This window comes from Sphingopyxis macrogoltabida (genome assembly GCF_001307295.1).
Lineage (GTDB): Bacteria > Pseudomonadota > Alphaproteobacteria > Sphingomonadales > Sphingomonadaceae > Sphingopyxis > Sphingopyxis macrogoltabida_B.
The window spans coordinates 4,676,867-4,694,110 of sequence record NZ_CP012700.1; the positions used below are offsets into that span (position 1 = coordinate 4,676,867).

14 protein-coding genes, 1 tRNA gene and 1 riboswitch are annotated in these 17,244 nt (G+C 66.1%); of the genes, 5 read left to right on the top strand and 10 right to left on the bottom strand.

All coding sequences use genetic code 11. The features are described 5' to 3' along the window. Positions 1 to 37 precede the first annotated feature (37 nt). The 4 genes from recJ to AN936_RS21890 all read right to left on the bottom strand — a co-directional run bounded on the left by recJ (position 38) and on the right by AN936_RS21890 (position 5,970). Complete coding sequence (recJ, locus tag AN936_RS21880) at positions 38 to 1,807, bottom strand: single-stranded-DNA-specific exonuclease RecJ (RefSeq protein WP_054589929.1); 1,770 nt, start codon at positions 1,805 to 1,807, stop codon at positions 38 to 40. Continuing rightward, positions 1,804 to 3,339 (bottom strand): PH domain-containing protein, encoded by a 1,536-nt coding sequence (locus AN936_RS21885; RefSeq protein WP_234715680.1) that lies wholly within the window; start codon positions 3,337 to 3,339, stop codon positions 1,804 to 1,806. Before AN936_RS21885 ends, recJ begins: the two co-directional genes overlap by 4 nt. Then, entirely contained in the window at positions 3,336 to 3,863 is a 528-nt protein-coding gene (locus AN936_RS25655; protein WP_234715681.1) for a PH domain-containing protein, read from the bottom strand. Before AN936_RS25655 ends, AN936_RS21885 begins: the two co-directional genes overlap by 4 nt. Positions 3,864 to 4,008: 145 nt before the next feature. Then, complete coding sequence (locus AN936_RS21890) at positions 4,009 to 5,970, bottom strand: alkyl/aryl-sulfatase (RefSeq protein ID WP_054589930.1); 1,962 nt, start codon at positions 5,968 to 5,970, stop codon at positions 4,009 to 4,011. Between the two features lie 65 nt (positions 5,971 to 6,035). Here AN936_RS21890 and AN936_RS21895 point away from each other — a divergent pair, with 65 nt between their 5' ends. Further along, a complete protein-coding gene (locus tag AN936_RS21895) occupies positions 6,036 to 6,521 on the top strand; it encodes a flavodoxin family protein (protein WP_054589931.1) in 486 nt (161 codons plus the stop codon). 43 nt (positions 6,522 to 6,564) lie between these two features. Here the strand turns inward: AN936_RS21895 and AN936_RS21900 are convergent, their stop codons facing one another. Then, positions 6,565 to 7,200: a glutathione S-transferase family protein gene (locus tag AN936_RS21900; protein WP_054589932.1), complete on the bottom strand. Its 636-nt coding sequence runs from the start codon at positions 7,198 to 7,200 to the stop codon at positions 6,565 to 6,567. Between the two features lie 104 nt (positions 7,201 to 7,304). On the opposite strand from AN936_RS21900, the gene AN936_RS21905 reads away from it, so the two are divergent. Further along, positions 7,305 to 8,066 carry a competence/damage-inducible protein A gene (locus AN936_RS21905; RefSeq protein WP_054589933.1) on the top strand — a complete coding sequence of 254 codons (762 nt, stop codon included), beginning with the start codon at positions 7,305 to 7,307 and terminating at the stop codon, positions 8,064 to 8,066. On the opposite strand, the gene AN936_RS21910 is transcribed toward AN936_RS21905, so the two are convergent. Continuing rightward, positions 8,039 to 9,274: an MFS transporter gene (locus AN936_RS21910; RefSeq protein WP_054590491.1), complete on the bottom strand. Its 1,236-nt coding sequence runs from the start codon at positions 9,272 to 9,274 to the stop codon at positions 8,039 to 8,041. The two genes, AN936_RS21905 and AN936_RS21910, sit on opposite strands and share 28 nt — an antisense overlap. 97 nt (positions 9,275 to 9,371) lie before the next feature. On the opposite strand from AN936_RS21910, the gene AN936_RS21915 reads away from it, so the two are divergent. Then, on the top strand, positions 9,372 to 10,148 hold the full coding sequence (locus AN936_RS21915; RefSeq protein ID WP_054589934.1) for a transglutaminase-like domain-containing protein: 777 nt from the start codon (positions 9,372 to 9,374) through the stop codon (positions 10,146 to 10,148). A 107-nt stretch (positions 10,149 to 10,255) separates the two neighbouring features. Here AN936_RS21915 and AN936_RS21920 read toward each other — a convergent pair. Beyond that, positions 10,256 to 10,329 (bottom strand) — tRNA-Gly (locus AN936_RS21920). A gap of 134 nt (positions 10,330 to 10,463) precedes the next feature. Here AN936_RS21920 and AN936_RS21925 point away from each other — a divergent pair. After that, on the top strand, positions 10,464 to 11,141 hold the full coding sequence (locus AN936_RS21925) for a hypothetical protein (protein WP_054589935.1): 678 nt from the start codon (positions 10,464 to 10,466) through the stop codon (positions 11,139 to 11,141). A 1,031-nt stretch (positions 11,142 to 12,172) separates the two neighbouring features. On the opposite strand, the gene AN936_RS21935 is transcribed toward AN936_RS21925, so the two are convergent. Then, entirely contained in the window at positions 12,173 to 12,754 is a 582-nt protein-coding gene (locus AN936_RS21935; RefSeq protein ID WP_149037749.1) for a 2'-5' RNA ligase family protein, read from the bottom strand. 161 nt (positions 12,755 to 12,915) lie between these two features. Between AN936_RS21935 and AN936_RS21940 the strand changes: the two genes are divergently transcribed. Then, complete coding sequence (locus AN936_RS21940) at positions 12,916 to 14,067, top strand: Fic family protein (RefSeq protein ID WP_054589938.1); 1,152 nt, start codon at positions 12,916 to 12,918, stop codon at positions 14,065 to 14,067. 3 nt (positions 14,068 to 14,070) lie between these two features. Here the strand turns inward: AN936_RS21940 and AN936_RS21945 are convergent, their stop codons facing one another. Both AN936_RS21945 and thiC read right to left on the bottom strand, forming a co-directional pair. Next, positions 14,071 to 14,985: a hypothetical protein gene (locus AN936_RS21945; protein ID WP_054589939.1), complete on the bottom strand. Its 915-nt coding sequence runs from the start codon at positions 14,983 to 14,985 to the stop codon at positions 14,071 to 14,073. A 52-nt stretch (positions 14,986 to 15,037) separates the two neighbouring features. Beyond that, positions 15,038 to 16,930 (bottom strand): phosphomethylpyrimidine synthase ThiC, encoded by a 1,893-nt coding sequence (gene thiC, locus AN936_RS21950; protein WP_054589940.1) that lies wholly within the window; start codon positions 16,928 to 16,930, stop codon positions 15,038 to 15,040. 44 nt (positions 16,931 to 16,974) lie between these two features. After that, a riboswitch (TPP riboswitch) is annotated at positions 16,975 to 17,086 on the bottom strand. Positions 17,087 to 17,244 lie beyond the last annotated feature (158 nt).

Sequence of the window (17,244 nt, forward strand, 5' to 3'; positions counted from 1 at the left end):
GCTGGTGCCGTTCTTGGCACGAAATATTCTGACGCTGTCATCCGTCCGCCCAGGCTGCATCCTCGAGATGCAGTTCGGCGGCGGGGCGGCTGCCCCAATCGTCGCGCTTCGCGCGCCCCGCGAGCCACAATTTGCGCCCGCGTGCATGGAGCAGCGCCTGGCCGAGTTCGGTTTCGGCGCTGCGGAAGGCGATCGCCTTGAATCGCGCGCCGTCCTCGCCCGACACGATCAGGCGAACATGGTCGGTCCCGACGATTCCCGCCTCGACGATGCGGACCGGCCCGGTCGCGACGCGCGGCGCGGGCCAGCCGGCGCCATAGGGGCCGGCGCTTTCGATCGCTTCGCACCAGAGCGGCGAGATGCCGCGCGGGGCGAGCACGGCGTCGATCAGCAACACCTTGTCGCCGCTCGCGCGCTCGACGTCGGCGGCGAGCCGGTCATTGAGGAAGGCACCGAGCGCATCGACCCGGTCGGCGGCGACGGTCAGTCCCGCCGCCATCGCATGGCCGCCGCCCGCGACGAGCAGCCCCGTCTCCTTCGCGGCCAATATGGCGGCGCCAAGGTCGACGCCCGAAATCGAGCGTCCCGATCCTTTGCCGACGCCATCCTCGTCGATCGCAATGACGATCGCCGGGCGGTGCAATTTCTCCTTGAGCCGTCCGGCGACGATGCCGATCACCCCGGGGTGCCAGCCCTGCCCGGCGACGATCGCGACCGGGGCGTTGCCGCACTGGACGCTCGCGGCGACCGCTTCGTCGAGCACCGCGGCTTCGATCGCGCGGCGCTCCTCGTTCAGGCGGCCCAGTTCCTGCGCGATGTCGGCCGCCTCCTGTGGGTCGGAGGTGGTGAGCAGGCGGACGCCGAGGTCGGACTTGCCGACGCGGCCGCCGGCGTTGATGCGCGGGCCGAGCGCGAAACCCATGTCGCTGGCGGTCGGCGGCTTGGTGAGCCGCGCCGCGTCCATCAGCGCCGCCATGCCGATATTGCCGCGGCGCGCCATCACCTTCAGCCCCTGCGTCACCAGCGCGCGGTTGAAGCCGGTGAGGCGCGCGACGTCGGCGACGGTGCCGAGCGCGACGAGGTCGAGCAGGTCGATGAGCGCCGGCTCGTCTCGGCCCGCAAAATAGCCGCGCGCGCGCAGCGTGCGGAGCAGCGCCGCGCCGAGCAGGAAAGCGACGCCGACCGCCGCGAGATTGCCGTGGATCGCGGCGTCAGGTTCCTCGTCGAGCCGGTTCGGGTTGACCAGCGCGAGGGCTGCGGGAAGCGTCGTCGCGCATTGGTGATGGTCGACGACGATCACCTCGACCCCCGCCGCCTTCGCTTCCGAAATCGCGTCGAACGCCTGCGCGCCGCAATCGACGGTGACGACGAGCTTCGATCCCGCCTCGCCGATCCTGACCAGCGCGGCGCCCGACGGGCCATAACCTTCCATCAGCCGGTCGGGGATATAGGCGCCGACGGGCAGGTCGAGGGCGCGGAGCAGGCGCACGAGCAACGCCGCCGAGGTCGCGCCGTCGACGTCATAGTCGCCGAAGATCGTCACCGCCTCGCGCGCCTCGACCGCGTCGGCCAGTCGTGCCGCCGCGGCGTCCATGTCGCGGAACAGCGACGGGTCGGGCATGAAACCGCGGAGCGTCGGGCTGCGTTGCCGCTCGAGGTCGTCGCGCGGCACGCCGCGGGCGAGGAGGAGCTGCGTGACGAGGTCGTCGGGGGCCAGATTTTCCGACGTCATGTCGGCGCTCGCCCGGCGCCAGTGCCAGGGCTGCCCCGTGATCGAGCGCGTTATGCCGAGCGCGGCGTCGCTCATCGCGGGCTCTCCTGCCGGGCGCGCGCCGCGAGGATGCGCAGGCGGAGGTGCTTTGCGGTGTCGAGCGGGATCGCCGGGATTTCGTGGCTCGCGAGCGCGCTGCCGCCGGGGACACCGAACACGAGGGTCGCGAGGCCGAGCGGGCGCAGCACGAAATCGCTCTTGAGGTCGACGCTCTGCACCGACGCGTGCGGCAACAGGGTCATCCGAGGTTTCCACCAGCCGCGGCGGATCGCGACCATGTCGCCAAGGTCGGTCCAGCGGTGGAAGCGCGTCCCGAACAGCGAACCTGCGGCAATCAGCAGCCCCGCCGCCGGCCCGAGCCAGCCCGCGGGCTGGCCGAGCGACAGCGCGACGACGCCGCCCGTCGCGGCAAAGACGGCGCCGACAAGGCCGCCGAGTGCGATGACGCGGTGGCTGTGCTGCCAAGGCTGGTCCTCGCCGGGGCGTGCGATCGCGACTTCGGCGAGGACGGGGTCGATGTCGTCCCACTGTCCGAAGGGGACGACCTGATGGTCCCTTTCGGTCGCGCCGTCGCTAGCGAGGCTTTGCAGGCGCAGTTCGCGCCAGCCGAAGCGCCGCCGCAGCCAGCCGGTGGTGACGATCGCCGCCTGCACCCGGCGCACCGGCACCGCGACGTCGGTGCGCGTCGTCAGGCCGCGCGTGCGGCGGAGCGCACGTGGCTCGCGCGTCAGGCGGAAATCCCAGTTGGCGAAAAACATCGTCGCGATGCCGCTGACGAAGCCGATGAACAGCAGAGACAGCAGCGCGCCGATCCCGGCGATCCAGCGATGCGCGATGACCCACTGGTCGAGGCCATAATCCTCGGCGATGTCGATCCAGTCGCGCGGGTTTAAAAAGTTGAAGTCGAAGGGCAGGAGGTTGTCGAACAGCTGCATGCCCGCGCCGACGACCGCGAGCGCGGCGAGCGAGAAGTTGAACGTTCCGGCGACCAGCAGCCGGCGCGGGCCCATTGCAAAGAGCAGCCGGTCCTCGGCCGCGCCGGCCGGCACCGCATCGGAGGCGCCCACTGCGGCGGGAGCGGTGGCGGCGGCGTCGCTGCGGTGGGCGCGGATCGTCGTGCGCAGCGCCTGCGCGGCGTCGATGGCGATGGCGTCGAGATCGGCGTCATTCTCCTTGCCGCCGGCCCCGGTCTCGAACCCCACCTTGGCGATGCCGAGCGCGCGCGCGGCGAGGCCTTGTTCGATGCTGACGTCCTGGATGCGGTCGAAGGGGATGGTGCGGTGCTGGCGCGCAAGGACGCCGCTTTCGATCACCACCTCGTCGGGGCCGACGGCAAAACGGAAGCGCAGCCAGTGGAGCCAGGCGGCGACGAGCGACAGCAGGATGAAGGCAAGGATCGCCGGGATGATATAGACCCAGTTGCCGGTGAAGCCGAGTGCGGCAACGGCGGGCAGGAAATTGAGGCTGCGCGGGCCAAGCCGGACGATCGCCAGCGCGAGCGTCGCTGGGTGCAGCCGCTGCCAGTGCGGCTCGTCTGCGGCGGCGGGCAGGGCGGCCGCGTCGCTCATGCGAAATCGGTCTGGATATGGCGGCGGATCGTCTCGCGCATCGCGGCGGCGAGGTCGGCGTGGAGTCCGGGCAGCGTCACCGTGCTGTTGTGGGTGCCCGACGTATGGACGACAAGGTGCGACAGGCCGAACCAGCGCTCGATCGGCCCCTGCCCGACGTCGATATGCTGGACGCGGACGAAGGGGACGATCGTATCGGTGCGGAACAGCCAGCCGCGCGCGACGCGCAATTGTCCCTCGCCGATCTTGAAGCCCCAGCGGGCGACACGCCGCGCCGGAAAGGTCGCGACCGCAAGAGCCGCCAGCACCCAGGCGAGCGCGGTGACGAGGCCATAGGGGCCGCCGATCGCGGGCATGACGAAATAGTCGAGCACGCTCGCGCCGATCGCCAGCGGCACCATGTTGAGCGCGGTCGCGATACGCAGGACATGGCCATAGGCGGGGTCGACCGGGTCGAGGCCTTCGGCGGCGTTGAGAGCGTCGGGGGCGAAGGGGTCGGTCGGCGGCGCGGGGTGCTCGGTCATGATCCTTTCTTAGAATCATCGCGGGAGACTGAAACACCTAATATTCCCGTTCGCATCGAGCGAAGTCGAGATGCTGCTCGGTTTGGTGCCATCCCGATGGGTGTCTCGACTTCGCTCGACACGAACGGATCGGAGCGGGCAATAGTTATGGCACAACCACATTGAAGCGCGGATCGGCGGGCGGGTGGAGCGCGAACCACGACAGGAACGCCATGCGGTCGCCGTCGATGCGGATCACGCCCGACTGGAGCAGCGCCGGAAATTGCGCTTGCCCGAGCATCACGTCGTCGAGCGTCTTGCGGTCGATGGTGATCGTCGCGGTCGGCGCCGCGTCGGTCACGCCGTAGCGCGGGAATTCGACCCCGCCGCCGACGACCACCGACACCGCTTCCTTGCTGTCGGGCAGGACGAACTGGAATGTTCCTTTCAGCGCCGCGCCCTTCGCGGCATCGAAGCGCGTCGCGAGCGCGTCGAAAAAGACGGCGGTCGGGATCGCGCTGACGAAGCTGCGGCTCTGGCCGTTGCCCGACAGATTGTCGAGCGCGGTGCCGCGCAGGCTGGCTGCTGCCGCAAGATAATAGTTGCGCCACGCACCAGATTCGGACTGATAGCCGAGCTGGTCATAGGCCGAGGCGAGCGCGCCGCGCGCCGCCTTGTTGTCGGGTTCGGCAAAGACGAGCTTGTTCAGCAGCTCGGCCGCCCAGCGATATTCGCCCGCCGCGATCGCCGCCTTGCCCGCCGCGAGCAATTTGTCGGCGCCGCCGGCGAGTGCGACATATTTCGCCGCGCTTTGTTCGGGCGGCAGCGGGTTGAAGTTCGCGGGATTGCCGTCCCACCAGCCGAAATAGCGCTGATAGGTCGCCTTCATGTCGTGGTTGAGGGTGCCATAATAGCCGCGCGTCGAAAAATCGGCCGCCTGCACCGGTGCCTCGGGCGTCTGGTCGGCCAGCTCGTGCAGGGTGGCGCCGCGGTTGGCGAGGAAGAGCGTGCGGTCGTGGACATAGCGATAGGCGTCGCGCTGGTTCGTCAGCAGCGCGCCGACCTCGCCCGTGCCCCACGTCGGCCAGTGATGCGAGGCCATCGCGACCTCGGCTTTGCCGCCCCATCTCAGCAGCATCGCGTCGATCACCTTCGACCAGTGCAATGCGTCGCGGACCTGCGCGCCGCGCAGGGTCAGGATATTGTGGAGATTGTGCGTGACGACCTCGGTCGTATGCAGCGCCTTGTAGGCGGGGATGTAGAAGACGAATTCCGACGGTGCTTCGGTGCCGCCGGCATCGAGAAATTCGAAAGCGAGCCCGTCGATCGTCAGCGTGCCGCCGGTCGCGGCGACGGTCTCGGTCGGCTCCATATAGCCGATCGTGCCCGACGACAGTTTCGGTCCCAGCCCGGTGTCGACCTGACCCGCCGGGCCGGGCGGCAGGATCGACCCGAACATATAGAGCGCGCGCCGTCCCATTGCGCCGCCGGCGAGGACGTTTTCGGAGGTCGCTTCCTCCGAAAAGCCGTGCGGGGCGATGATGCGGATCCTCTCCTTCCTGACCTGTTCGGGGGTGACGATGCCGCCGACGCCGCCGAAATGGTCGCTGTGGCTGTGGCTGAAGATGACCGCCCTGACCGGCAGCTTGCCCGATTTCGCCTCGACGGTGTCGGCGAACAGTTTCCAGCCGGCGGCGGCCGCCTCTTCGGACAGCAAGGGGTCGACGACGATCCATCCCGTTTTGCCGCGGATGATCGTCATCACCGAAATATCGTAACCGCGCAGTTGCCAGATCTTGCCGGGGACGACCTCGAACAACCCGTGCACGGCGTTGAGCCGCGCCTGCCGCCACAGCGACGGATTTACCGTGTCGGGCGCCTTCGCATCGCCCAGAAACGCATAGGGCCGCCGGTCCCACACCGGCTTGCTGTCCTTGCCGGCGATCACGCCGTCGGCGATTTCGGCGAGCTTGCCGCGTGTCGCATTGGCCTCGTCGCGCGGGTCGTCGAGGGGCAGGCGTTTGGCGATTTCGGCCTGCGTGGTGCGCGTCGCCTCGCTCGCGGCGTCCTGTGCGGCGGCGGTGAAGGGCAGGCTGCCGGCAAGCAGCAGGGCGGTCAGTCGGCGCATGGCATGTCTCCCCCATATTTCCGAGCAGCTTGCGCCGCGCTTCCCAGCTTGGCAAGCATCGCCGCATGGCCGACGCTCCGCAACTGCTCGTCATCTGGCACAGCCGCACCGGCGGCAGCGCAGCGCTCGCGCGCGCTGCCGCCGAAGGGGCGGAGACGGCCGAGCGCATCGCGGCCGGGGACGTGACGCCCGAGCATCTGCTGGCGGCCGCCGGTTATCTCTTCGTCGGTCCCGAAAATCTCGCGGCACTGTCGGGAGCGATGAAGGAGATGTTCGACCGCTGCTATTACCCGTGCCTCGGCCGGCTCGAAGGGCGGCCCTATGCGACGATCGTCTGCGCGGGGTCGGACGGCGAAAACGCCCAGCGCCAGCTCGACCGGATCGCCACCGGCTGGCGGCTTAGGCGCGTCGCCGACCCGGTGATCGTCCATACCGCTGCGCAAACGCCCGAGGCGATCATGGCGCCGAAGACCATAGCGGCAGCGCGGCTCGCCGAAGCGCGCGACCTCGGCGCCACGCTGGCGGAAGGGTTGGCGGCCGGGATTTTCTGATCGTTGCGGGGCGGGCGGCCGACGCGACCGCCCTCCGCATGCCTCACGCCGGGTTCGCCGCCTGCATCTCGGCGATCAGGCCGTTGTCGATTTCCTTGGCGCGCTTGTAGGCCGCGCGTTCGCGCAGCGGCGCGACATAGGTCTCGAACGCCGGGCGTGACGGGATGGTGCCGAATTGCAGCCCCCAGTCGATCTGGCTGCCGACATAGACGTCGGCGGCGGTGAAGCGGTCGCCCGCGACGAAGGCCTTGTCCGCGACCGCGCTTTCGAGCGTGTCGAGCGCCGCGGCGAGCGAGCCGAAGCCCGCCATCCGCTGTTGGTCGACATCGGGTTCGATCCCGAAATGCTTGGCGGTGATCGCCTGTTCGACGGGCCCGGCGGTGAAGAATAGCCAGCGATAATAGTCGGCGCGGTCGGCGGGCGCCGGCGCGAGCCCCGCAGCGGGGAAGGCGTCGGCGAGATAGGCGCAGATTGCAGCGCATTCGGTGATCGCCTTGCCGTTGTGGACGATCGCCGGCACCTTGCCCATCGGATTGACCGCGAGATAGGCGGCGCCCTTCATGGTCGTGCCATAATCGAGAATGCGCGGCTCATAGGGTGCGCCGACCTCTTCGAGCATCCAGCGCACGATCTGGCCGCGCGACATAGGGTTGGTATAGAAAATCAAATCTTCGGCCATCGCGCTTCTCCCACCGATTGCGAGTCGGATGCGAACATATCAGGAACATGATCCGGCTGCCAGCGGGGTTGTTTTGTCACCATAGACAGGTAGAGCATGATGCCATGAGCGACGAACGCATCTGGACCGCCGCCGTGCTGGTGATCGGCGACGAAATCCTCTCCGGCCGCACGCAGGACAAGAATGTCGCCCAGATCGCGACCTGGCTCGACGTGCAGGGCATCAGGCTGCGCGAGGTGCGCATCGTTCCCGATGTCGAGGACGAGATCGTCGATGCGCTCAACGCCATCCGCGCCCGTTATGATTATGTGTTCACCACCGGCGGCATCGGCCCGACGCACGACGACATCACCGTCGATGCGGTGGCGAAAGCGCTCGGCGTCGGCGTGATCGTCCATCCCGATGCCCGCGCGATCCTCGAACGCTATTATAGCGCGCGGGGCGGCGAACTGACCGAAGCGCGGCTGCGCATGGCGCGCACGCCCGACGGCGCCGAGCTGATCCCGAACCGCATGTCGGGCGCGCCCGGTATCCGGATCGGCAATCTGTTCGTGATGGCAGGGGTGCCGCACATCACTGCGGGGATGCTCGACGCGCTGACCGGCGAGCTCGAGGGCGGCGCGCCGCTGGTCGCGGAGACGATCGGCGCATGGGCGCCCGAGAGCGAGGTCGCCGACCTGCTGCGTCAAGGCGAAAAGGATCACCCCGGCGTCGCGATCGGCAGCTATCCCTTTTTCCGCGAGGGCAAGGTCGGTGCCAATTTCGTCATTCGATCGACCGATGGCGCTGCGGTCGCCGCCTGCGTGGCGATGCTGACCGCCGGGTTCGAGGCGCTCGGCTATCCGGTGACCGCCGGCGGCATCTGATCGGACGCCTGCGCGCGCGGCAGGCGGCGCAGCATCAGGATCGCCAGCCAGCCGAAGAGCGCCGCTACGACGAAGGCTGCGCCCGGAAAATGCACCGGCGCGGCGTCGGCCGTGAAATATGCCATCGTCCCGGTGAGCAGTAGCGGCGCGACAAGCTGTCCCAGCCCCATCGCCATCGCCGAAATCCCCTGTACCTCGCCCTGCGTCTCGGCGGTTGCGCGGCGCGACATCATCGCCATCAGCGCCGGCTGGACCGGTGCCTGCAGCGCGACGGGGATCAGCAGCAGGAAGGCGCCGACGGTCGAGGTGGTGAAGGCATAGCCGATATAGACGAGCGTCGCGACGAGGATGCCGAGCGTCGCCGCGTCGCGCTCGCCGAAGCGTGCCACCGCGGGGCCGACGACGAAGACCTGCCCGAGCGCGATCATCACCCCGACGGCGGCGAGGCTGGCGCCGATCATCCCCGGCGTCCAGCCGAGCTGGGCGATGCAATAGAAGCTCCACGTCATCGGGTAGACGAGGCTGGCGATCTGCCACAGCACCAGCACCGCCGCGACACCGTTCATCCCCGGCAGCTTGCGCATTGTCCGGAAGGCGCCGAGCGGGTTGGCGCGCCGCCAGTCGAAGGCGCGGCGGCGCTCGGGCGGCAGCGTTTCGGGAAAAATGAAGAGGCCATAGAGCATGTTGGCGGCGGCGAGGATCGCGGCGGCGACGAACGGCGCGCGCGGTCCGATCTCGCCGAGGAAGCCGCCGAGCGCCGGCCCGGCGACGAAGCCGATGCCGAAGGCGGCGCCGACGAAGCCGAAATTGCGCGCACGCTGTTCGGGTGCGGTGATGTCGGCGATCGCCGCCTGCGCCGCGGCATAGCTGCCGCCGAAGATGCCCGACAGCGCCCGCGCGATGAACAGCCAGGGCAGGGTTTCGACCACCGTCAGCAACGCATAGTCGACCGCAAGCCCGCCGAGCGCGAGCAGCAGCACGCGCCGCCGCCCGAAGCGGTCCGACAGATTGCCGAGCACCGGCGAAGCGACGAAGGTCGCGATCGCCATGACAAGCCCGATCCACGCCCCGACCTCGATCGCATGCGGCAGGTCGATCCGCCCGACCTCCATCACGAGCTGCGGCAGCACCGGCATGATGATGCCGAAACCGACCGCATCCATGAAGATCGTCGCGACGATGAACGGAATGGTACGCGCAGGGGTCATGGAAATCTTTTCATTCTCGCCGGGGCGGATGCGGCCACCGCGCGGCCTCTTGCGTTCCTCTAGCGACATCGGATCGTTTGTGGAGCATTGTTGCGCGATGAAACTCGAAATATCGGCCTCGCTTGCCTATCGCCTTCGCGATCCCGTCGACCTGATGCTGCAGATCGAGGCGGCGGCACTGCCGGACCAGCGGATAGGCGGGGCTACGCTCGACGTCGGCACCTGCACCAATTTCGCGCGCATCGCGGCGCAGGACGGGATCGGCGAACGCATCTGGCTGAGCTGCGCCGATCGGCTCGATGCCCGATATTCGGCGACGGTCGAGATCGTGCGCGCGGCGAACGACTGGCGCGGCCTGCCGCAGGTGCCGATGCACCGGCTGCCCGCCGAGACCGTCCAATATCTCAACGAATCGCGCTATTGCCCGTCGAACAAGTTTCTGAGCTTTGTCACCGACGAGTTCGGCGGCGTCGAGGGCGGCGCAAAGATCGGGGCGATGCGCGACTGGATCGAGACGCATTTCACCTATGCCGCGGGATCGAGCGATGCCGACACCGGCGCGCTCGACAGTTTCGTCGAACGGCGCGGGGTCTGTCGCGACTATGCCCATGTGATGGTGACGCTGGCGCGCGCCGCCGCGATCCCGGCGCGGGTCGCGAGCGGCTATGCGCCTGACGTTGCCCCGCAGGACTTCCATGCGGTCGTCGAGGTGTATCTGGGCGGCAGCTGGCACCTCGTCGATGCGACCGGGATGGCCGACGCCGGCGATATAGCCGTGATCGGCGTCGGCCGCGACGCGGCCGACATCAGTTTCCTCACCGCCTATGGCGAGATCGAGCTGATCGAGCAGCAGGTGACGGTGGAAGTGGTTTAGCGGAAGCGAGGGGCCGGCACGGCAAAGCCGTGCCGTCAGTCCCGCTGCGCGGGCGGGCCGGGCTTTCGCCGGTCGCGATTTAGCCCTGCTAAATCGCCGCGAAAGCCTGGAGCGGGTGAAGGGAATCGAACCCTCGTCGTAAGCTTGGGAAGCTTCTGCTCTACCATTGAGCTACACCCGCATCGCCGCCGCCTTTGCCGTTTTCGCGCGCCGCGGTCAATGGCTTGCTGTGCGCCTGCCCTCTTCCCACCGCACCGGTTCCGCTTGCATGGCGCGGCGGGGGTGATAGGCAGGCGGCGGGTCGAGGGAGGAAGCATGTTCCGATTGACCCTGACGTCCGGCGCCGCGATTGCCGCGTCGCTTTTCCTTTGCTCGCCCTTGCTCGCCCAGACCGGCGCCACGCCCGCTAAGGTCGAGGGGCTGCCCGCGACCGAGTGGGAGGCGGCCTATGCCAAGCCGCTCGACGATGCAGCGGTCGCCGCGCCCGAGATCTTCCGGCTGCTGACCGAATGGGCGCCGGTGAAGGACCCGAAGAACCCCGGCCTTTACCGCAAGTATATCGGCGAAGACGAAGCGAAGCTGGTGATCCGCCATCTCCGCCGCGACGGCAAACTCGATGCGGGCGAGATCGACCTGCTCGAGGAATTCGCCTTTCCCAAGGACCGCGTGATCCAGCTCACCCGCCTCGGCACCGACGGCAAGCCCGACAAACCGAGCAAGACCGCAGTGACGACCCCGCCGGGGATGATGCAGAGCTTTGCCCGCGAGCTCGTCGCGATGTGGCAGAGTGAATGGGAAAGGCCCGACGCCACCGGCTGGCCGACGCTCGCCGGAATTTACGCCCGCGACCCGAAGCAGGCCGAGCTGTTGCACAAGCGCGTGCGCGCGGCGGGGTGCGGCGCCCCGAAGCGGGCGGGATCGTGCGCGCGCATCAGGAACATCGCGAGATGCTCGGGATATTCGCGCCGCTCGCCGACCTGTTCGCCTTTGTAAAAGATCGGCACGGCGACGCCGTGGACCGCGCGCGCCAGCGCCGCATCGACGAGGCGCCGCATCCCGAAATCGATCGCCGCATCCCACGCCAGCCGAAACGCCTGCGCATCGGGGCGGCGGCGGAGGTTATAGGCGGACGTCGCCGACAGCCCGACACTCGCCGCCGCCTCGGTCACGCAGGCCGACGACGCGAGCGCCTCGATGAACTTGCGCTGGCGATCGGGCGTCCAGCCGGCGCTGCGCTGTCGCTGCAACTGTGCCGGCGCAAAGGAGGGGAGCGAGGCGGCGAGGCTTTGCAAAGCGTCGGGCCGGGCGGGGCGAGCGGGCGGGGTCTGGTTTGTCATCCGGCAGGATGAAGCATGGCGGGATAATGTAGGAAAGGGGGTGCGAGGGTCGGGGATACGAAATAGGATCGGGCGGCCGCGGTGGGGCAGGTTCGACGTCCGGTCGCGACCGATTGCAGACGTTAAGCGCGGCTGTATATCTCCAAGTCCGAAGATGTAGCTATGACCAGAGATCTACCGGTCGGGGAAAAACCATATGCTACCAATGAGGACGACAACGGCCTTAGCTTAAACAACTCGGGTTCGGTTGCAGGAGGATTCCACAGCATTGTCTGTCCCGGTGGACACAGGAAAAACTCTTCCTCTGGCCATGAAAGCGGATGCAGTTCGATAAGCCATCCGTCTTCGGTGGCGTGGGATAAGCCGCCGCCGGAGATCCCGGCTACTCGAATCTGCTGCCCCACCAACGGGCCTATGCCTTCGGCCTCTAAAGAACTGAAATCGGGGTAATATTCTTCATCATCTCTTGCGACTTTGCCGCCGGTTGCGCAATCAACGACGCCACGTCCGCTAACCGAGACAACCAAGAGTAGGTCAGATTTCGACGCAAACCCAATGTGCTGAAGGCCGCCTACGGCGACTGTTGTCAATTTACGCCACACCCCTAAAGCACTGGCAGGCGCGAGCCCGTCCAAATACCGGAATCGATCTCTAAGGTGGCTAGGCACCGTGCCTTTGCCAGTTGGTTTAGCTCTCTTGAACATAGCCTCGTTGTAAAGAAGCGCCGTCCGCTTTCCACCCCAAAGCTGCCCCTGTCAGCCCGCCCCCCCCGCGCAGCCTCCACCGGCCATGTTCGACATGGGTGGTCTTGCCGACGATGCTTTCGGTCAGGATGATCTCGTCGACCGTCCAGCCGATCGGCGGCATTTTCTGTGCGTTCAAGCGATCGCCGCGATAGTTGATCGTGATGTGCGGTTCGGGGGTGGTGCCGTCCATGATCGGTGCCTTTTCGCGCAGCAGATGGTCGACCAGCGCCTTCTGGAACGCCCGCGCCTCCGCCAGCGGATCGCGCGTGCGCAGCGTCACCGCCTTGCGATTCTCGATCCGGTCGAAGCGGAGCGGGAAGGGCGCCGCGGCGAAGCTCCCCAGCGCGGCGATGGTCGCGGGCAGCCACTCGGGCGGCGCACGGTGCAGGTCGTAGAGCGAGATGAGCGTGACATGGAGCAGCTCGGGCCCGCGCCCGGGGTCGTTGCGGGGCAACGCGGCGATCGCCGCCTGCACCTCCGGCGGCGGCTTGGCCATGACGTAGAGGGGGTTCCGGGCGCGCATGGGTGGGAATGTAGCATGGTGTGGGGGTGGTGCGAGACTGTACGAAGCGGGATCGAAGCTGATCCGTTTTGGTTTCCAACGTTCGTTGAAAAGGAGAAAGTAGTTTTCAACGAAACAAAGATTTTGTAGAAAACTCCCGACCCATCTTCAAGGAAGCGAGAATGGAACAGAACGGGTTTGGCGAAGCTGCTACCGGCACCCTCGTTCCAACGATTGGCGGGCGCAAAGCCTTTGTGCCGCACAAACTGCCGCCTGTGCTCGACCTGAATCCGCTGGCGGCACAGCTTTCCGCAGCCTCTCAGGCTATTGGCGAGTTGCGCGGGATTGGCCGCGGCATGGCCAACCCGATGCTTCTTATCCGCCCTCTGCAGAGGCGCGAAGCCGTTTCGTCGTCGGGCATGGAGGGCACCTACACGACGCTGTCCGATCTATTCTTGTTTGAAGCCGGGGCGGGCGATGCCGGGAAGCGCGAGGATAATCGGGAGGTCTATAATTATGTGCGGGGCTTGGAAACCGCCATTCAGCAGCTAGATGAACTGCCGATATCGAGTCGCCTGCTACGCAATGCGCATCGCTTGCTGCTCGATGGCGTGGCGAAGCACCGTGGCGCCGCTGTCGATGCCGGCGAGCTCAAGCGGGATCAGAACTGGATAGGCGGAACTGGACGGATCGAGACGGCACGTTTCATCCCGCCGCCGCCGCGCGAGGCCGCCGATGCGCTGGACGATCTGGCCAAGTTCATCAATCGGGCGGATCGGGGCGACCTGCCGCCGCTGATCGATGCGGCGCTGGCGCATTATCAGTTCGAGACGATCCACCCGTTCGCCGACGGGAACGGCCGTGTCGGCCGGATGCTGATCACGCTGATCCTGATCCAGAGCGACACGCTACGTCAGCCGCTGCTCTATATGTCGCCGTGGCTGGAGCGGCATAAGGACCGCTATATCGACCTGATGTACGAGGTATCGCGGAAGGGCGAATGGCTGCCGTGGCTGTCTTTCTTTCTGGAAGCGGTGACCGAATCCGCGCTCGGCACGATCCGCGTCGTCGAGCGGTTGCAGGATTTGCAGACGCAGTATCGCGAGCGGTTCCAGCAAGCGCGGCAGTCGGCCTTGCTGCCGCGTATCATCGATCTGGCGTTTCAGCAGCCCGCGATGACGATCACGGACATCGCGCAGCAGATCGGCGTGACCTATCAGGCGTCGGCGAACAATGTAGCGGTGCTGGTGGGGGCGGGTGTCGCGAGCGAGATCGGCAGCCATCCGAAGGTGATCGTGTTTGATGAGATATTGGAGGCGCTCAGGGTGGAGTGATGATCACAAATCGCCGGTTTGATAAAATTGGCGAACCTTTTTCATGAACGTTGCGAAGTCGCGGTTCTCATCAGCCAATCTACTGCACATCGACCATTCCACCGACAATCTTTCGCGCGCCGGGATTCGGATCACGCTTTCGGTTGGACTTTCCATATCAATTTCGATCAGTCCAATCCCATGGACGCCATAAAGCATCTGAATTTCTCGAAGTGTGTCAGCCCCCTCGATTTCAGCAGCCGCTAGATAACCGAAACTTGCCCATGAAGAGTTAGATACGGCTTGGAAATACGCTTCACGGACGTTGGAACGATTCAGCAGCCTCTTCACTTCGAAAGACCAAAGCCGAGCTCGACGCTCTCCACTATGCTGCAAAGCGCCCGTAACTTCCTTATTCATTCCTGCCGTCAAAGATTCGATGGCCACGATGTCAGGATAAAGCCATTTATTCCCGCCAAGGCCACGGCGGTTTGACGCTGTAGCTTCGTTTATGCGGGACGCAGACGCCCCTGCCTCAGACGAGACAAATTCTATAAGCATGGGGTAAAGGTCACGCTCAAGCGCCCGAGGCTGCTCGTTCGTTTGCTCCGTCGAAGGCTGGGCAAAATCGTTTCCCGCCTCTTCCGCCTCGTCGATTTCCTCTGCTTCTGTCTTGTCCGTCCAATAATATTTTCTTGGTCGGCCTTCTGTCGTTCTCAGGCTCGGAAATTTTAGCTGCCAAGTCGGGCGATTGGCTCCGATCTCGGCAACCAGTTGATTTAGCAGAGCAGCTTCCGAATCTATGAAACTACTCCGTTCGATCTTATCGAGCGTTTCAGTGCGATAAGTTGCGTGAATCCACTCTGCAATTTGTCGAGCTTTGAAGCGCTGGTCAGGATGCGCCTTGAGCAGTTCAAAAGTTCGTTCTCGAAGATTCAAGCCACTTGCCCCCTGAAAACATGCCGCAAATAAATATCAGCTTATGCGCGTGTCAATCATGCTCCCGCCCACCCGCGCCCATATACAACTCGCGCCCGGTTTTCTCATAAACCTCGGTCATTTTCGCCATGCCCTTTTCGGCCTCTTCGGCGGCGATGAAGCCGGCGCTGTCCTGATTTTGCAGCTTCGCGAAGTCGCGGACTTCCTGGCTGATCTTCATCGAGCAGAATTTCGGGCCGCACATGCTGCAGAAATGCGCCGATTTGGCGCCCTCGGCGGGAAGCGTCTGGTCGTGGTACTGCTCCGCCGTGTCGGGGTCGAGCGACAGGTTGAACTGGTCGCGCCAGCGGAATTCGAAGCGCGCTTTCGATAGCGCGTCGTCGCGGACCTGCGCGGCGGGGTGGCCCTTGGCGAGGTCGGCGGCGTGGGCGGCGAGCTTGTAGGTGACGACGCCGACCTTCACATCGTCGCGGTCGGGCAGGCCCAGATGCTCCTTGGGCGTGACGTAGCAAAGCATGGCGGTGCCGTACCAGCCGATCTGCGCCGCGCCGATGCCGCTGGTGATATGGTCGTAACCCGGCGCGATGTCGGTGGTCAGCGGCCCGAGCGTATAGAAGGGCGCCTCGCCGCACGCTTCGAGCTGCTTGTCCATATTCTCCTTGATCTTGTGCATCGGGACATGGCCCGGCCCCTCGATCATCACCTGCACATCCTGCGCCCAAGCGCGCTTGGTGAGCTCGCCGAGCGTGTAGAGCTCGGCGAACTGCGCCTCGTCGTTCGCGTCATAGATGCTGCCGGGGCGGAGGCCGTCGCCGAGGCTGTAGGCGACGTCATAGGCCTTCATGATCTCGGTAATCTCGTCGAAGCGTTCGTAGAGGAAGCTTTCCTTGTGATGCGCGAGGCACCATTTCGCCATGATGCTGCCGCCGCGCGACACGATACCGGTCATCCGCTTCGCCGCGAGCGGCACGTAAGGAAGCCGGACGCCTGCATGGATGGTGAAATAGTCGACGCCCTGTTCGGCCTGCTCGATCAGCGTGTCGGCAAAGATTTCCCAGGTCAGGTCCTCGGCGATGCCGCCGACTTTCTCCAGCGCCTGATAGATGGGGACGGTGCCGATCGGGACGGGCGCGTTGCGGATGATCCATTCGCGCGTGTCGTGGATGTTGCGGCCGGTCGACAGGTCCATGACGGTGTCGGCGCCCCAGCGGATCGACCAGACCATCTTGTCAACCTCGGACGCGACGTCCGACGCGACCGCGCTGTTGCCGATATTGGCGTTGATCTTGACGAGGAAGTTGCGGCCGATCGCCATCGGCTCGCTTTCGGGGTGGTTGATGTTGCTGGGGATGATCGCGCGGCCGCGCGCCACCTCGTCGCGGACGAATTCGGGGGTGACGTAATCGGGGATGCTGGCGCCCCAGCTTTCGCCGTCACGCTTATATTCGGACAGGCGGGCGCGGCCGAGGTTCTCGCGCTCGGCGACATATTCCATTTCGGGCGTGATGATGCCGCGGCGGGCGTAGTGCATCTGGCTGACGTTCGCACCGGCTTTGGCGCGGAGCACCTTGCGGCGGACGGCGGGGAAGGCGGGGACGCCGCCCGAGCGATCCGGGCCGAGCTGGCCGTTATCCTCGGGCTTGACCTCGCGCTGGGTCACCTCCTCGACGTCGCCGCGGCCGCGGATCCAGTCGCGGCGGAGTTCGGGGAGGCCCCTGGCGATGTCGATCACCGCATTGGGGTCGGTGTAGGGGCCGCTGGTGTCGTAGACGCGGACGGGGGGCTCGCCCGAATGCGGGTCGAGGTCGATCTCGCGCATCGCGACGCGGATGCCGCTGCCGGTCTGCGCCGCGACATGGATCTTGCGGCTGCCGCGGATCGGGCCGGTGGTGACGCCGATCGGCTGGGCTTGCGTCTTGTCGAGGCGGGAATCGATGTCGGCCATGTGCAGTCGCTCCAGTTGTTCGGAGCGAGAATGGGAGTCCGGTTTCGCGGAACGCCGACCCTCCCTCCGCCGGTATTACCCGGATCAGGTTCAACGGGTCGCGGTCTATTCCGCTCTCAACCTGCGCTTGCACGACAGGCTCCCCGGGGATGGACGGGGTTATAGGCGGCGGGGGGCGGGCTGTCGAGCGGGGATACGGGGCGGCGGACGAAGAATCAGCTCCGCTAAGTCTCTGGTCGCGGACCATTTTATATTTGACGGCGACTTTGCCGAATTCCCAAGTAGCGGCGAATCATAGCTGCTTGTTTCGGGGG

Bases quoted from the DNA above. Each gene is read 5' to 3' on its own strand.
- recJ (WP_054589929.1), bottom strand. From the start codon at position 1,807: ATGAGCGACGCCGCGCTCGGCATAACGCGCTCGATCACGGGGCAGCCC.
- AN936_RS21885 (WP_234715680.1), bottom strand. From the start codon at position 3,339: ATGAGCGACGCGGCCGCCCTGCCCGCCGCCGCAGACGAGCCGCACTGG.
- AN936_RS25655 (WP_234715681.1), bottom strand. From the start codon at position 3,863: ATGACCGAGCACCCCGCGCCGCCGACCGACCCCTTCGCCCCCGACGCT.
- AN936_RS21890 (WP_054589930.1), bottom strand. From the start codon at position 5,970: ATGCGCCGACTGACCGCCCTGCTGCTTGCCGGCAGCCTGCCCTTCACC.
- AN936_RS21895 (WP_054589931.1), top strand. From the start codon at position 6,036: ATGGCCGACGCTCCGCAACTGCTCGTCATCTGGCACAGCCGCACCGGC.
- AN936_RS21900 (WP_054589932.1), bottom strand. From the start codon at position 7,200: ATGGCCGAAGATTTGATTTTCTATACCAACCCTATGTCGCGCGGCCAG.
- AN936_RS21905 (WP_054589933.1), top strand. From the start codon at position 7,305: ATGAGCGACGAACGCATCTGGACCGCCGCCGTGCTGGTGATCGGCGAC.
- AN936_RS21910 (WP_054590491.1), bottom strand. From the start codon at position 9,274: ATGACCCCTGCGCGTACCATTCCGTTCATCGTCGCGACGATCTTCATG.
- AN936_RS21915 (WP_054589934.1), top strand. From the start codon at position 9,372: ATGAAACTCGAAATATCGGCCTCGCTTGCCTATCGCCTTCGCGATCCC.
- AN936_RS21925 (WP_054589935.1), top strand. From the start codon at position 10,464: ATGTTCCGATTGACCCTGACGTCCGGCGCCGCGATTGCCGCGTCGCTT.
- AN936_RS21935 (WP_149037749.1), bottom strand. From the start codon at position 12,754: ATGCGCGCCCGGAACCCCCTCTACGTCATGGCCAAGCCGCCGCCGGAG.
- AN936_RS21940 (WP_054589938.1), top strand. From the start codon at position 12,916: ATGGAACAGAACGGGTTTGGCGAAGCTGCTACCGGCACCCTCGTTCCA.
- thiC (WP_054589940.1), bottom strand. From the start codon at position 16,930: ATGGCCGACATCGATTCCCGCCTCGACAAGACGCAAGCCCAGCCGATC.